A 14987-nucleotide genomic window follows, 5' to 3' on the forward strand; every position below is an offset into this window, starting at 1 on the left:
ACGCTCCTGGAGATGGTGGTGCGGGTGATCAGGGCTGCTTGGCCGGCTGGCCCGAAGGCTTCGCCCCGCGCGGCGCGGTGGCGCCGGGCTTCGGTGTCGCCCCGGTCTTCGTGATGGCGGCTGCGGTCTTCGACGGGGTTGCCGCGGCCTTCGACGTGGCGGCCGGGTCCTTCGTCCGGGGTGTCGCGGACCGCGCGACCGTCAGGGGCGCGGGCGACGCGGCCGACGGGGACGACGGGGTGGACGACAGCGGCGGCACGGGGGTGCGTGACGCAACGGGCGACCGTGAGGGCTGAGCGGGTACGCCCATCGCCGGGGCGTCCGCCTGCACACCGACCAGGCTGCTCGCCATGGCGACCGCCAGGACGGCGCCGACGACGGAGACCGGCCAGCCGAAGCCACGCAGCAGGCGACCGCGCAGACCCGACTCGTCGACGAACACCGGTGCGGGAGCGGGCACATCAAGGCCCGAGTCGGACATTTCAGACCCCATGGGGTGCGTCGATCCATGCTGGCTGGAATTGATAACTGGGCGCACCTTGCGAGGCCTTCCATTGCAGGGTACGTAGACCACCGGATCGCAGGGCGAACGCTAGCGCATCGACCCGTGCCGAATTGGGCCCGATATATCTCTTTAGACCAATCTATCCAGGCGCCGTGACCGGATCGAAACGCCATTTGCCGGTACCGGCCAGTAGGCCCGCCCTACGGTCGCCGGGCACGGGCCGGGACTGGTAGGAGCTAGTTTCAGCCAAACTCCCTTCGCCGGAGCCTTAGGATGTCGCCCTCGTCGGATCAGCTGCCGGTCCCATGCAAGAGGGCGTGTCCAGAACCGCCTCGTACGCCCCAAGGAGTCCCTGTGAGCCAGCCTCGCCGCATCTCTCGTCGTCGCGCGTGGACCGCGCTCACGCTTCCCGCCCTCTTGTGCGTCCTCGCGGCGTGTTCCGGTGGCCCGGTCGACGATGCCGCCGCGCCCGCCGCCGACGCCTCGCCGACCCCGTCCGGACCGCCGGGAACCCTGTTCGACAACTTCCACTACAGCGGCCCCGACGACCCCTCGCTCGCCGCCCACGGGTGGGAGGTCCGGACCGACGGGGGCGGCCCGGGGATCAAGAACACCTGGTCCACCACCGGCGCGGGCTTCCCCTCCGACACGACCGCCCAGGGCGGCAGGGTCCTACAGCTGCAGTCCTCCACCGACGGCACCGAGCGGGGCACCAGGCAGGTCGAGGTGCAGAGCACCGGCAAGAACCTCTTCACGGGGACCTTCGCCGCCCGGGTCCACTTCAGCGACAGGCCGACAAGCGGCCGCAACGGCGACCACGTCGTCCAGACCTTCTTCCCGATCTCCCCTTCGGACGCCTCGGACGACTACAGCGAACTCGACTTCGAGTACCTGCCGAACGGCGGCTGGGGCTCGACGGGTCCGCGGCTCGACAACGTCAGCTGGTACAAGGCCGATCCGCCGGACCGGGTCAACCACACGCTCAAGCAGCGCCTCGAGGGCTGGCACACCCTGATGATCACCGCCATGGACGGAAAGGTCACCTACTCGCTGGACGGCAAGGACCTGTTCACCAGCTCCGGCAAGTACGTCCCGCGCGAGAAGATGGACATCCACTTCAGCAACTGGTTCGTCGACCTCCCCTTCGCAAGCGGCCCGCGCACATGGGACATGAAGGTCAACTGGGTCTACTTCAAGGCCGACGAGGCCGTGTCCCAGGCGGACGTCCAAAAGACGGTGGACGGCTTCTACAACACCGGCATCAACCACATCAACACCGTCCCGAAGGCCTGACCCCGTCCCGGACACGGCCGCTCTCCGCCCGGTCTGCGAGGATCTTGCAGACGTACGCGTCCCCGGGTGCGGGGACGCACGGCATCCATCGGCGCGACAGCCATCCGTGCGCAGTCCCGCGCGCAGATGTCGTCGCGCGTCGTCCTCGGCGCGGCCCGCCGACGCAGGGGTTCTCCGGTCAGCTGTGCTGTGACGAGGGTGCTGACGAGGCCCTGGTTCTTGCCGAGGTTCGGCCCGGGACCGGGAGGTTGGGGATCCGGCCCGCCGCCACGGGCAGCCGCCATCGGCGCGACAGGGCCTCGGCCTCCTTCTCCACGGCGAGTGACCCCCATCCGCATCCGGGTGATCCGCTCGTCGATCGCTTCGAACGCGCCGCCCGGTCGGGGACCAAGGCCCAACTCAGGAGTGGGCACACCAACGCATTCATTGGCTGTCCGCGAGCGTGGCGATCCGCTGTGACAGCCGATCAACAGCACGATCAGCATCTCCCGTCGGTGCAGAGCCAACGACACCAGCACACCTCGCTCGCCGAGTTGAGCGAACGATGCGATTCGTACCCTCCTGGATCTGGCCCCGTCGCAAGCCGTGGTGTTGCGGGACGGCCTGCCCGTGGGGGTCGCGGCTCGCCGCCAGCGCGAGCAGGAGGTGATCCGGTGACGCCGAGTGCCCGTGCGGCTGCCGAATCGGCACCGGTGGGTGATGCTCGCGTCGGTGAGACCGTTGGCGTCCTCGATTCGAAGTTCATGGGAGTTGGGCTGCTGTTGGGAGCGTCGGGTGATCACTCTTTCCCGCGAGTCCATCCGATGATCGGTCTGGCGGACTGCCCGGTGCCGAACCGCCTTCGGGACAACGCCCCGCCGCTCCCGTTGCAGGTCGACTTACTGCAGCAGCTTCAGGGCTGCAGTCGCCAGTCTTTGTGCGGTGAGGTGTTGTTCGTCGGTCGGCAGGATGAGATGGCTGATGGTCATGCGGACGATGACGTCCGCGGCCATCTGCACGGACTCTGTGTGCTGATGTGGGTATCGCGTGGCCAGCCAGCCCTGGACGAGGGTTTGACCGGCATCGAAGATCGGGTCCGCTCGGGCGGTGAGGTAGGGCAGGAGGCTGTCGGAGCCCTTTCGGGCGGCTGTGATGACGGCCCTTATGAGGGGCTGGTTGTCGGCCTCCTGAAGTACATACAGGATGGCCACCCGGAGGCAGGCATGGGAATCGGGCACGCCCGGATAGAGGACATCGGCCACACCCGCCAGAAACTGCTGGGTTTCACGGACTACCAGCGCACGGCCCAGGCCGGCACGGTTGCCGAACTCCTTGTACACCGACGGGCGCGACACTTCGGCGCGGACAGCGACGGCCAAGAGGCTGACCTGGTCCCAGCCGGCTTCGCACGTGAGGTCGCGAGCGGCGTCCAATACGCGCTGCCTCATCTGTTTGCGCCAGGCAACGCGCGGGGGGTCGGGTACAGGATCACCTGTGAGTGCCGCCACTTCGATCCGGTGCCTTGCCGCCGCCATAGTGGCCAGTCTGCCAGGGGCCGAAGTCCGTTCGGCGAACCGGGCTCGTGAGTGCGGGTCCGGCGGGCGCGGTGGTGCCGACCCCTGGAGAGGCGGCGGGGCCGGCACCACGTCCTGGCGCTCCGAGTGATCCGCAGGAATCAGGAGCGCTTGCGCCGCGCCACGAAGAGGAGCCCGCCGCCGAGGGCGAGGACCACCGCCGCGATGCCGAGCGGCAGTGCCGGGTTGGAGCCGCCCGTCTCTGCGAGCGGACCGCTTCCGCTGTGCGGCTTCAGCCCAGAGACGCCATCGGTGCCGTCGCCGGCTTGCCCGCCCGGTGAGGTGGCGGGGTCACTTCCGGCGGACTGGCCGCTCCCGGCGGGGGTGTCCTCTTGCCGACCGGGGGAGGAGGCGTCGGAGGCACTTCCCGGGACGTCGCTGCTCTTGGCGCCGAAACCGTAGGCGCCCCGGTCGGGCGTGCCAACGGCTCGGCGGGCTCCGGTGAAGTCGGTGGTGACGGCGGCGAACGGTGTACCAGAGCCGGCGGCCGGGGAGCCCTCGCTCAGCCGGAAGTCCGCGTCCGCCCCGGTGCCCGCCTTGGCGAACTTCGGATCGGCGATGACATCGTTCGGGCCCTGGACCTCGGGGGCCTTACCGCCGAAGTAGACGTTGTAGTCGTAGGTGACGTCCACATTGCGGGACTTGCTGTTCGTCGCTTGCCCCGGCCGGCCGTACGCGATGTTGTTGAGCAGCCGCACATCGGTACTGTCATGGGCGAAAATGTTGGCGTAGCTCTCCATGCGGGTGCTGCGCCCGTTCCCGTAGGCCGTGTTGTGGACGATGTCGACGTGCTGGCTCTTGTAGGAGTGGATGCCGGAGCCGCCGTTGTCGTAGGAGAGGTTGTTGGCGACCAGTACGCGTCCGTTGTAGGCGGGGTGATCGGCGTCGCCCTTGAGGGTGTCGATGATGATGCCGTTGCCGTCGGAGTAGCAGCCGCACTTCTCCCATTTGATCTTGGTCTCGTTGTCGTGGACGCGGTTGCCGGTGATGCGGATCTTGTACGTACCGGCGTCGCCGCCGCCTACGTCGCGCGGGGTGAGGACGGAGATGCCACTGGTTCCGTACACCGCGTACCAGGAGTTCCCATGCACGTGGTTGCCGGAGATGGTCACGTGGTCGGAGTCGATGGCCGATATGCCGCCGCCGGCGCAACCGTGCACCTCGTTGCCGGTCACCTCGACGTGGTGCGACAGCGCACCCGTGGACCGGTCCCGTTCCAGGGAGATGCAGTTGGTGTTGTAGGTGGGGTCGCCCTTCTTCGATTCCCGTTCAGCTCCGGCCAGAGTGAGGGCCCCGTTGTTGCCCTTGACCTCTAGGTTTTTGATGGAGATGTAGGAGGCGCCGTAGACGCCGATGCCGTTCCACGCCTTCACCGGGTGGATCACCGGACGGTGGCCGGGATGGGCGGTGAAGGTAATGGGGGCTCCGGCGCGGCCGGAGCGCTTGATGGTCAGCACGTTCGACCCCGCAGAACGCTCGGAGTACGTGCCGTTCATGATCGAGACGGTGTCACCCGGCTCGACGCTGTCCGCGGCCTTCTGGAGGGTCCGGAAGGGAGCTTGGGTGGACGTGCCCGAGTTGCTGTCGTTGCCGCTGGGGCTGACGAAGTACGTGCGGGATGCGGCGTGCGCCGTACCGGCTCCCATGGTGGCGAGGCCGAGCGGGGCGGATGAAGCGAGCAGTGCTGCGGTCAGGGCGAGGGTGCTCGTGCGTTTCACTGTTGCCTGGTCTCCCAGTTTGTCCTGATGAAGCGGCTGGTGCCCTCCGTGGGCCGTAGCCGCGAGCAGAGAGCACGCAAAGGGAGGCACTTCGTCCGTATCGCCGCGCCGAGGCAAGGCGCCGGGCAGTGAAGCCCGGGGGCGTGCGCTCCGAAGTCCGCTGTGAGGGGGGTGAGTTACTCGAGTGACAGTTCCAGACTCGAAAATTGAACGCAACCCCGGACTAGATGTAAACGTTCTGACGGCATGTCATTTCACCGCCGCGTCGGACTGACGCTGCGGAGGACCGCAGGGTGTCCGGCCTGCCCACGGGTCACAGCCCGGGCGGCTCGGAATTCGGGATGGGCTGGAAGCCGTCAACGCTCATTGATGGGGCATCAGTTGACGCCCACACTGCAGCGACGGCCGATCCCACCGGCGAGCCTGTTCCTGCTACGGCCATCCGTCCGCCGGGAGGTCGTCTTGACTGGATCCCCACCCGTTGCTGCCCAGGTTGATCTGCGCCGACAGCCGGTAGAAGACGTGCTGGAGCGGGTGGAGAAGGCTCTGCACGTGCGGTTGGATCGGCAGGCGCTGGTACGCAAGCGCCGTTCCTTGGGCAGCCGTACGGAGCGAGGCGGGTGGGTGCGCATCGAGCGGCGGGGATCCGAGCGGATCGGCCCGCAGGGCTGGAACGGGACCGGGGTCGCCGCCGTCCTGCAAGGAGTCGCGATGCCTGACTGGTACCAGGGCCTGGCGTGGCGCGAGCCCGGCGAGCCTGTGATGTGGCGCGCCGATGAGCTGGAGCTGCTTGCGTCGCCGTCCATCGGCCAAGGCGCGCTGCTGCTCGCAGGTTCGCCCGGCGAGCCGACGGCTCCACGGACAGGTCCGCGTCGGGGTGATCGGCAATCAACTGCTGAACCTCGCGCAACACCGGACGCTCTGCGATCTGGGCTCGCATCTGGGCGCTGAACTGCGACTGCCCACCCGAGCGGCGCAGAAAGACGACCACGTAACGAGCCACCATCATCGCTGCGTCACGCCCAATGTCCGCCTCCACAAAGGCAAGAGCCAAGTCAATCGCAGCCATCGCACCGGCGCACTTCGCCGGTGCCGCACCGACAGGTTCTCGCGGTCATCGCCCGTCAAGCGTGCTCGGCCTGGTCGCGGTGCTCCACGATCTTGGCCAAGCGGGCCAGCATCCCCCTGTGCCGAAGCTGCAGCAGGGCCTCGACGGCGGGGTTGTGAAGAGCTCCGCCCAAGCCGCGCAGGGGGTGCTCGTCGCACACGACCAAGGTCTCCTCGCCCCACGGCCGGAGCTGTAGGAAGATCCTCGCCGTGCCCAAAGCCTTGAAAGCCGCCTCCAGTTCAAGCTCACGGCCTGCCACCTGGTGCCTGACTGTTGTGACCCCTTCAGTCGACCACGGGCCCAGGCGCACGGTGTAGAGGAGCTGGGAGCCGACTTCGGGCCAGGCCTGATCAAGTGGCGTGGACTCGGAGGGTCCCACCACCCACTCCCCGTAGCAGCTCGGGTCGGCGAGTACCGTCCAGACGGCCGGTGGCAAACGGTGAATGAGCTGGTTTCGTACGGCCATGAGCAGGTCCTTCTCGGGTAACAGACGATCGGACTCGGAGGACTACCGCAGCCGCCTCGTGCCGTCGACAGCGCGATCTCAGCGCTAGAGGGGAAGTGCGGCTTCACAGTGCACGGCGCACTCGCCGGCCATGTCGAGCGGCGCTACCCGGCGCTGCGCTTGCCAGGCGGATCCTGGGGGTCCACGCCCGTCGTGGCCGACGCATCCTTCGTTCCGCTGGGCCGCTGGGACCGACCGCGGGGGCCCAAGTCGTGCATGCCCTTCTCCTCGGAGCCCTTGCCCTGGTCCTCACCTCGTGTGCCGTGGCTCTTTGTCGGCTTGCCGTGGGGGTTCCCGGCTTCTTCCTTGGAGACCGTACGTCCGGGGCCCTTGTCCGGGGCGTACGTGTCCGGGTGGAAGGAACGATGGGCGCTCGGGTTCTTCTGCTGACGGGTCTCGTCCACGTCAGGAGACCAACCGTGCTGCTTGGTGCCCTCGTGGGGGCTCGGTCCCTTGCCGTGCTTCGGCTGGGACGGCTTCGGCTGCTTAGTCATGGCCTGGCCTGCTGTCTTGTTCGGGAAAGGCGCGCATCGGTGCCGGCGCGTCTGCCGTTGGTCTTCTCATCGTCCCACCGTCCACCTAAGAGGTCGTGTCGAGTCCGGTCGGGGCGGCCGTCCGTTGCCGATGTCCGGCAGCAGTGAGGTGGCCAGGCCTCGCACGAGGGCGGTGAGCAGCACGACCACGTCGAGGTCGGCGGTGACGTCACAGACGCGGATCTCCAGCGTCGGTACGTGCTCGGACGGGCGGGCGTGCCAGTAGATCATCCGGCGGTCCAGCAGGGTGCCGGTGCGGACCAGGCGGCCGGCGAGCTGCTCGTAACCGGCTTCGTCGAGCAGGGGCGCGGGGCCGACGCCCGGCCACCGTGCCCACTCGACCGAACGGTGACTGGCCCAGCCGGTGTCCCGGCCCAGGGAGAACGGGGAATTGGCGGCGATCGCCTGGAGCGTCGGCAGCCAAGGGCGCATGTGGTTGGCCAGCGCGAGCGCCTGGGCGTGTCCCGACACACCGACGTGGATGTGGCAACCACACACCATTCCGTCGTACCCACCCGCCAGGGAGGACCACCGGGCGGCCATCCGCTCGTAGCGCTCGCCGGGGGTCACCGTCAGCGGGCGCCCCGGCGGGACGGCGGGAGTGCCGGTGGCGACGAGCAGGCACCCCTCGCCGGCCGCGGCCTCGGCCATCACCCTCCGCAGCAAGGCCAGTTCGGACCTCAGCACGGCCAGTGTCGCCGTGGGACGGGTACACACCTCGACCTGTGGTCCGAAGAACTCCGTCTGCGCCTGTTCGCCCAGGAGCGGCGCCGCGGCTTCAACGACGCGAGGTCCCCGGGCCATGGGCATACCCGTGCGCCGGTCCACGAGCAGGAACTCCTCCTCGACGCCCATCGTCATCCGGCTGCTCGCCAGCGGCAGGCCGGCCTGTACCGGGCCGACGCTGCGGATCGGCACGGTCACCAAGGCACACATACGGAAGCCCTTCGCCGAAAGGCTGGAGCGGGCCGCTTCCGACTCACCCCACTGCCTCGCGTCTACCCGTCCGAGCAGCCGGCAGTCGGCCCACAGGCACCTCCCGTGCTTGCCGCCGCCGGCATGACGCGACCGGCAGCCCGCAGCTGCCCTACGATGCCGTTGAGGGCCTCGGGACGAGCAGGACCGGAGGGCACATGCCTGAGCAGGGCCGAGCAACGGAGGCTGACGCAGGCAGCGCCGCCCAGCAGCGGGCATTGCGGTGGGCCGGACTGACGGCTGCCTCCGATACCGGGATGGACCGGTTCGCCCGGCTGGTTTCCCGACTGCTCCACGTGCCGGTGGCCTTCGTTTCTCTGGTCGCGGAGGACCGGCAGATCCTGCCCGGACTGGTCGGCCTGAGAGAGCCCTGGGCGGAAAGGCGCGCACTGCCGTTGTCTCATTCGCTCTGCCGGTACGTGGTGGCCTGCGGGCAGCCCTTGGTGGTGCCGGACGCCCGCGCGGACGATCGGCTCCGCACCCATCCGGCCGTCACGGACCTCGGGGTCATCGCATACGCGGGAATGCCGCTGACCGACGCCGAGGGACTCGTCGTGGGCTCTCTGTGTGCCATCGGCCACGAACCGCGGGCCTGGGAACCGAGCGAGTTGTCCGACCTGGAGGATCTGGCCGCGGCATGCTCTGCCGAGCTGCGTCTGCGCGTCCTGTCGGCGAAGAGCCGGTCCGCGCAACAGGTGCTGGAGACCGCGCGGGCAGCCGCCGAGCAAGCCAGAAGCGATGCGCAGCGTCTGGAACGACAAGCCCAGGCCGGGATGGACCATGCCGAGCTGCTGCTGAGGGCCTCGGAGGAGCTGGCCCAGACGTCGGGGTTGGAGGACGTCCGGCGACGAGTGCGGGACCTGTTCGTCGGCGTCGGGAAGCCGTCGTACGTAGGTCTGCTGGTCGCTGACAAGGACGAACTGCACCGGGTTGCCGACCCGGATATCGAGAACGCGGTGGAACGGGGCGTTCTCACGTTGTCCGTGGACGCGGCGTTCCCGAGCACCCGGGCCATGAAAGAACGGAGGGCGGTTTTCGTTCCCGACCGAGAGGCGATGGTTGCCGACTACGGCACCGAGGCGGTTCGCTTCTTCGACCGCATGGGCTTCACCACGGTGCTGTGCCTGCCGCTCTGGGGCAGTCGCGCGCTTCTGGGTGTCCTGGCGATCTGCTGGGCCAAGCGGCACGAGGTGGGCGTCACCGAGCGGGCCACCCTCACCGCCGCGTCCGGATACGTCGCACAGGCGGTGGAACGCGCCCTGTACCTGGACGAGCGGATCTCCGTCGCCCGGGAACTCCAGGCCGCCATGCTCACTGACCTCCCCCTCACCGACCACATCGAGATCAGCGCCCTGTACCAGCCGGCTGCGGACGACCACATGATCGGCGGAGACTGGTACGACGCCTATCACCTGCCCCTTGCCCCCGCCTCCGACGGCGAGACGCCAGCGCTCATCATCACAGTGGGCGACATCACCGGACACGACATGCACGCCGCCACGATCATGGGCCAGGTCCGCAGCATGCTTCGACAGGCAACCCTCGACCATCCCCCCTACAGTCCCGCCACCGCACTGACCGCCCTCGACGCCGCCTGCTCGGTCCTGCCCATGGAGACCAGCGGCACCCTGGTGCACGCCCGCCTCGACCCCGTCGACGGCAGCCACGACTGGACGCTGACCTGGTCCAACGCGGGTCACCCGCCGCCCCTGCTCCGCACTCCGGATGGGAATGTGGCCCAGTTGCTCGAACACGACGTACTGCTCCACCCGTCGCTCGGGCCGTTCGACCGCACGGAGCACCAGCGGCCCTTGCTTCCGGGCTCGACGCTCCTGCTGTACACCGACGGGCTCGTCGAACGCCGCGGCCACGACATGGACACCGCCGTCGCGCAACTCGTCGCCCTGCTCGCCCGCCACGGGAACCGCCCCTTGGATGAGGTGCTACGCCGGATCAGTAACCGGCTGGCACAACCGGCGCCCGAGGACGACGTCGTCCTGCTCGCCGTGCGAACTCCCTCGCTCCCGCAGCCACAGCGGTGCTGAGACGGCAGGAGCGGCGATTTCCGTCCGCCTTCAGGACGGCCCCGGGCGCGTACACCGCCGCCGGCCCGCGACGAGGCGCGGGCCGGCGGCGCCTGCCGTGGTGGTGGCGTCGGTGACGGTCGGGCTGGGTGGGGTCATCACGGGTTCCTGACCTCGGGCGGCGTCGCGGTCCTCTCGCGGCGTCGGTGGCTGGTGTCGCACCAGGGGTACGTGCGACTGCGGCGGCAGGTGCACAGCGCGACCATGAAGCGGTCGGACCGGGCCACCGTCCCGTCGTCCAGGACAACCTCGACGGGGCCCTCGACCAGCACGGGGCCCTGCGGTTCGACGGACACCCGGCAGACCTCGGCAGTGATGGGGACCGGGCACCGGGATGGGTCAGGGACGCTGGGCACGTATGACCACCAGCTCTTCCCGCTCCTCGGCCTCGGCCGCCAGGCCCTGCTGTTCCAGCCAGGATCGTCGCGACCGCAGGACGGGGCCCCAGGGCACGGATGCCGTCGCCGTGACTTCAGCAGCCAGCCCCGCCCCCGCCAGCCGGTCGAGGGTCTTCTCGGCACCGCACATCCCCGAGTGCACCATGAGCAGGATGCCGGCCGGCCGCAGCAGGGCCGGGGCGTCCGCGCAGATCCGGTCGATGACGGCGCGCCCGTCGAGTCCGGCGTCCCAGGCCCGTTCCGGCCCCTGCGAAGGCAGTCGGTTGTCCGGGGCGGGGACGTACGGGGGGTTCGAGAAGACGACGTCGAAGCGCCGTCCCGCGGTGCGAGCCTCGAAATCCCCGTGCAGAACACGTAGCGGAAGACGATGAAGCCAGGCGTTCAGCCGGGCCGTGGCCACCGCGGGCCAGGACACGTCGACCGCCGTGACCCGGGCACCCCTGGTCGCGGCGTGCAGCGCCAGGGCGCCGGTACCCGTACCGATCTCCAAGATCTCAGTATGGAACCCGAGGTCCTCATGGGCGAGTGCCGCGGCGAGCAGCCTGGTGTCCGCCTGCGGCTGGTAAACGCCCGGCAGAGCCACCAGGCCGCCGGGCAGCGTGGTCAGAGAAAGAGCAGTACTGGGCACCGTACCTCCGGTCTCGCTGCGGCTCGCCGGCGAGCCGCAGCGATTGCTTGAGGTACGGCACCTGCCCTGACCCGTGCGCCCCAGCCGATTGAGCGTCGATCTTCGGAGGATCAGACCAAATTGGCCCAACATTTCTCAGACCGCACGTCGAGCTGAGAAGCCCTGATTCGCCTCTCAAGATTCCTGGTCTGGGCCGGCCAATCGCCCACGTCCTGCGTGGTGGCCTACGAACACGACCACGTCGTCCTGCGCCACGGCAACGACACGCTGAGTCTCGTGCCCCGGATCGCCCGTGCAACGGCTGCGGCCGGGTAGACGGGCGCGATGACGCTGCCCATAGAGCTACTGTCCGAGTCCGGGGTCCAGGAGCTGATCGGATGGCTCGTCCGTTTGGTCGAGGCCGCCGGCGCACTGATCATCTTCACCGGTGCGCTGTAGGCGTTCGCCCGCTTCGCCTCGACCGGTCTGCGCAGGCGATCGCTCATCGGTGAGTTCAACAAGATCCGGTTGAGCCTGGGCGCTCCCTCGTTCTGGGACTGGAGTTCCAGCTCGCGGGTGCTGTGATGCGCACCGCCGTCGCCCCCAGCTTTAAGGAGATCGGCAGTTGGCTGCCATCGCGGCGATACGAACCTTCCTGAACTTCTTCCTGACCCGGGAGATCGCGGAGGAGCGGGCCGAGATCGAGCAGGACCGCAAAGGGTCCGAGCCTCCCCTCGCGGCTCCCTGAAGGCTGGAGGCCCTTTGCGACCCGGATTTGAGCGTTGAGCGCAGCTGACGGGGCAGGCGCGCATCGGAGGTGGTCGATCTTGCCCAGAGGGATGGAAGCGGTACGAAGGATCTGGTCGGCGGCCACAGAGCAAGCCGACTATCTGCGGCGCGCGGTGCGGGGAGCCGGGAGCGAGCGGGACCAGGTGCTACTGGTCGCCAAGACCGTGGTCGCGGCGATGGCGGCGTGGGTCCTCGCGCGGTACCTGCTTCCGCCTGCAGTTTCGACGTTCGCGCCGTTCACCGCGCTGGTGGCGCTTCAGGCGACCGTGTACCGGTCGGTCCGGGACTGCCTCCAGTACGTGGTGGCCATGGCGGCGGGAGCCACGCTCGCCGCCACCCTGGCGGCCGTGGCCGGTATCCACGGCTGGACGTTCGCCCTTCTCACCCTGATCGCGCTCTGCGTCGGCAAGATCCGGCGCTTCGGCCAGCAGGGCCTCCAGGTCGCCATCGTCGGCTTCTTCGCGTTCTCCTCCGGCCAGGGCCGGATCGACTACATCGGCCACCTGGTCGCTTCCGTGGGCATCGGGGCGCTCTGCGGCCTCGCCGCCCATCTCGTCCTCGCTCCCGCCCGGCACACCCACCACCGCCAGCAAGCCGTCACCGACCTCTACAGCACCATGTCCCGGCGCCTCGACGACCTCGCCGACACCCTCGAAGCAAGCGATCCCGACCGGGATCACCTGCGCCAGTGGCGCCGCGACTGGCGCAGCCTTTCCGCCGAGTGTGAGCGCATCCGCCACACCATCGAAGCCGAGATCGAGAACGGCCGCATGAACCCGCGCCCATCCGTCGGCGGGTCCGGTGAAGCCCTCCCCCGTGCTCGGGAGGCAATCACCGTCGCCGAACGCAGCATGGACCACCTCCGTTCGATGTCCCGGACCCTGGACTACGCCCTCGACAGCGGGGAACTCGGGAATCTCCCCGCCGTTTTCCGGCCCGGCTTCAGCGCTGTCCTGCGCGCCGTGGCCACGGTGATGGAGGAGATGGGCCGGGTGTCCCCCACCGATCCGGACCTCCTCGACGCAAAGATCGACGAGGCGGCCGCAGAACTCGACCAGGTGCAACAGCAGGAACTGACCACTCGGAAAGCCTCTGCGGCCGTGCACGCGTTGCAGGGCACGCTCCTCACGGATGCCGGCCGCCTCTTGGCCGATCTCCGGTCGGGCCGGCAGAGCCTCGCCCGGACCTGAGGTCCTTCGCTCTCCCATGGTCCCGGCGTGGTGTGAGGTGAGCGCGGGGCGGGGTAGGCGCGACACGAGAGGCGTCAGTCGCCGAGGCAGCCGGACGCCGCCCCGCGATCGAGTCGCCCGTAGGACTGACCGCGCCAACACCCCACAAAGGTGCCACCACCCGCCGTGAAGCGTCCGGTGAAGCGTGGCGTCGGCAAGGAACGACATGAAAGCGGCAGTGTACGAAGGACCGCGGACGGTGACGGTGAAGGACGTCCCCGACGCGAAGATCGAGCACCCCGGCGACATCCTGGTGAAGATCACCACCACCAACATCTGCGGCTCCGACCTCCACATGTACGAGGGCCGGACCTCATTCGAGACGGGCCGGACCCTCGGCCACGAGAACCTCGGCCAGGTCGTTGAGGTGGGCGGTGCCGTCAGCAAGGTCAGGGTCGGCGACTGGGTGGTGCTGCCCTTCAACATCGCCTGCGGCTTCTGCAAGCAGTGCGAGCAGGGCCTCACGAACTACTGCCTCACGATGCAGCCCAAGCCGGACATGGCGGGCGCCGCGTACGGCTTCGCCGAGATGGGCCCGTACCAGGGCGGCCAAGCGGAACTTCTGCGCGTACCCTACGGCGACTTCAACGCCCTGCGCCTGGGTGAGGACGCCGCCGAGCGGCAGCTCGACTACGTGATGCTGGCCGACATCTTCCCCACCGGCTACCACGCCACGGAGATGGCCGGTGTCAAGCCCGGCGACCAGACGATCGTCTACGGCGCCGGTCCGGTCGGCCTCATGGCCGCCTACTCCGCGATCCTCAAGGGCGCGGGCCGCGTCTGGGTCGCCGACCACCAGCCCGACCGGCTCCGGATCGCCGAGGAGATCGGCGCCATCGCCATCAACACCGCCGAACAGGATCCGGCCGAGGTGGTCAAGGAAGCCACCCTCGGCCTGGGCGCGGACAACGGCTGCGAATGCGTCGGCTACCAGGCCCACGATCCGCAGGGGCACGAGGACGCCACGTTGACGATGAACGGGCTGATCGATTCGGTCCGGTTCACCGGCGGCATCGGCGTGGTCGGCGTGTTCCTGCCCGAGGACCCGGGAGGCGCCGAGGCCCAGGGCGAGCTCGAGGCCCAGGGCAAAGTGCCGCTGGACTTCGGCATGCTCTGGTTCAAGGGCCAGCGGATCGGCACCGGCCAGGCACCCGTCAAGCGCTACAACCGGGCCCTGCGCGACCTGATCGCCGGCGGCAAGGCCGAGCCCGGCTTCCTCGTCTCCCACGAACTCAGCCTCGACGAGGCCTCATCGGCCTACGAACACTTCGACAACCGCGACGACGGCTGGACCAAGGTCGTCCTCCACCCCAACGGCAGCAACGGCAGCAGCCACCGGGCGTCCGCCGGCAAGCGAGGCGGCCGCGCCACGGCTGGTTCCTCCGGGCACACCGTGGAAGAGCTGCGCCAGGAGGCCAAGGCTCGGGGCATCGAAGGCCGTTCGCACATGAACAAGCAACAGCTGGAGCGGGCCCTCAAGCATTGATCACCACAGGCTGGGTCGTACACGGGCCTGCGGATCCGTACTCGGGGCGTCGATGAGGGGCACGCTGCACCACTTCGCGATACTGGCCCCAGCTCGCACCACGTGACGCTCCTACGAGCCCCTGGTGATGCCCGCCTGCTGCAAACGCGCGCCTACGCATCTGCGGTCATCGAGGAAACCACCCCGGTAGTGCGGTGTCTGCCT

At 68.9% G+C, this 14987-nt stretch carries 14 protein-coding genes; 6 read left to right on the forward strand and 8 right to left on the reverse strand.

Features of this window, described 5'->3' with window-relative positions:
• Window positions 1-28: 28 nt before the first annotated feature.
• Window positions 29-493 carry a hypothetical protein gene (locus OHA91_RS04850; RefSeq protein WP_328738677.1) on the reverse strand — a complete coding sequence of 155 codons (465 nt, stop codon included), beginning with the start codon at window positions 491-493 and terminating at the stop codon, window positions 29-31.
• 366 nt (window positions 494-859) lie between these two features.
• Between OHA91_RS04850 and OHA91_RS04855 the strand changes: the two genes are divergently transcribed.
• Window positions 860-1798, forward strand: a complete 939-nt coding sequence (locus OHA91_RS04855; RefSeq protein WP_328738678.1) for a glycoside hydrolase family 16 protein — start codon at window positions 860-862, stop codon at window positions 1796-1798.
• Window positions 1799-2676: 878 nt separating this feature from the next.
• Here OHA91_RS04855 and OHA91_RS04860 read toward each other — a convergent pair.
• The 5 genes from OHA91_RS04860 to OHA91_RS04890 form a co-directional block, all read right to left on the reverse strand.
• Window positions 2677-3312, reverse strand: a complete 636-nt coding sequence (locus OHA91_RS04860) for a TetR family transcriptional regulator (protein WP_328738679.1) — start codon at window positions 3310-3312, stop codon at window positions 2677-2679.
• Between the two features lie 140 nt (window positions 3313-3452).
• A complete protein-coding gene (locus OHA91_RS04865) occupies window positions 3453-5069 on the reverse strand; it encodes a right-handed parallel beta-helix repeat-containing protein (protein WP_328738680.1) in 1617 nt (538 codons plus the stop codon).
• A 1124-nt stretch (window positions 5070-6193) separates the two neighbouring features.
• On the reverse strand, window positions 6194-6643 hold the full coding sequence (locus OHA91_RS04880) for an SRPBCC family protein (RefSeq protein ID WP_266494892.1): 450 nt from the start codon (window positions 6641-6643) through the stop codon (window positions 6194-6196).
• A 143-nt stretch (window positions 6644-6786) separates the two neighbouring features.
• The gene (locus OHA91_RS04885) at window positions 6787-7176 is read right to left on the reverse strand and encodes a hypothetical protein (protein WP_266494889.1); all 390 of its coding nucleotides are present in this window, start codon (window positions 7174-7176) and stop codon (window positions 6787-6789) included.
• Window positions 7177-7242: 66 nt separating this feature from the next.
• A complete protein-coding gene (locus OHA91_RS04890) occupies window positions 7243-8133 on the reverse strand; it encodes a carboxylate-amine ligase (RefSeq protein ID WP_328738681.1) in 891 nt (296 codons plus the stop codon).
• Between the two features lie 314 nt (window positions 8134-8447).
• On the opposite strand from OHA91_RS04890, the gene OHA91_RS04895 reads away from it, so the two are divergent.
• Window positions 8448-10235, forward strand: coding sequence for a GAF domain-containing SpoIIE family protein phosphatase (locus OHA91_RS04895; protein WP_328738682.1), 1788 nt, complete (start codon window positions 8448-8450; stop codon window positions 10233-10235).
• A gap of 137 nt (window positions 10236-10372) precedes the next feature.
• On the opposite strand, the gene OHA91_RS04900 is transcribed toward OHA91_RS04895, so the two are convergent.
• Both OHA91_RS04900 and OHA91_RS04905 read right to left on the reverse strand, forming a co-directional pair.
• Window positions 10373-10591, reverse strand: coding sequence for a CDGSH iron-sulfur domain-containing protein (locus OHA91_RS04900; protein ID WP_408059227.1), 219 nt, complete (start codon window positions 10589-10591; stop codon window positions 10373-10375).
• 22 nt (window positions 10592-10613) lie between these two features.
• The gene (locus tag OHA91_RS04905) at window positions 10614-11300 is read right to left on the reverse strand and encodes a HemK2/MTQ2 family protein methyltransferase (RefSeq protein WP_328738684.1); all 687 of its coding nucleotides are present in this window, start codon (window positions 11298-11300) and stop codon (window positions 10614-10616) included.
• Between the two features lie 563 nt (window positions 11301-11863).
• Between OHA91_RS04905 and OHA91_RS04910 the strand changes: the two genes are divergently transcribed.
• The 4 genes from OHA91_RS04910 (at window position 11864) to OHA91_RS04925 (ending at window position 14783) form a co-directional block, all read left to right on the forward strand.
• Window positions 11864-11938, forward strand: a complete 75-nt coding sequence (locus OHA91_RS04910) for a hypothetical protein (RefSeq protein ID WP_266496878.1) — start codon at window positions 11864-11866, stop codon at window positions 11936-11938.
• On the forward strand, window positions 11905-12027 hold the full coding sequence (locus OHA91_RS04915; protein ID WP_266494876.1) for a DUF1622 domain-containing protein: 123 nt from the start codon (window positions 11905-11907) through the stop codon (window positions 12025-12027). Before OHA91_RS04910 ends, OHA91_RS04915 begins: the two co-directional genes overlap by 34 nt.
• Before the next feature lie 79 nt (window positions 12028-12106).
• The gene (locus OHA91_RS04920; protein WP_328738685.1) at window positions 12107-13258 is read left to right on the forward strand and encodes an FUSC family protein; all 1152 of its coding nucleotides are present in this window, start codon (window positions 12107-12109) and stop codon (window positions 13256-13258) included.
• A 205-nt stretch (window positions 13259-13463) separates the two neighbouring features.
• On the forward strand, window positions 13464-14783 hold the full coding sequence (locus OHA91_RS04925) for an alcohol dehydrogenase catalytic domain-containing protein (protein WP_266494871.1): 1320 nt from the start codon (window positions 13464-13466) through the stop codon (window positions 14781-14783).
• Window positions 14784-14987: the final 204 nt, after the last annotated feature.

It is taken from the genome of Streptomyces erythrochromogenes (assembly GCF_036170895.1).
GTDB lineage: Bacteria > Actinomycetota > Actinomycetes > Streptomycetales > Streptomycetaceae > Streptomyces > Streptomyces erythrochromogenes.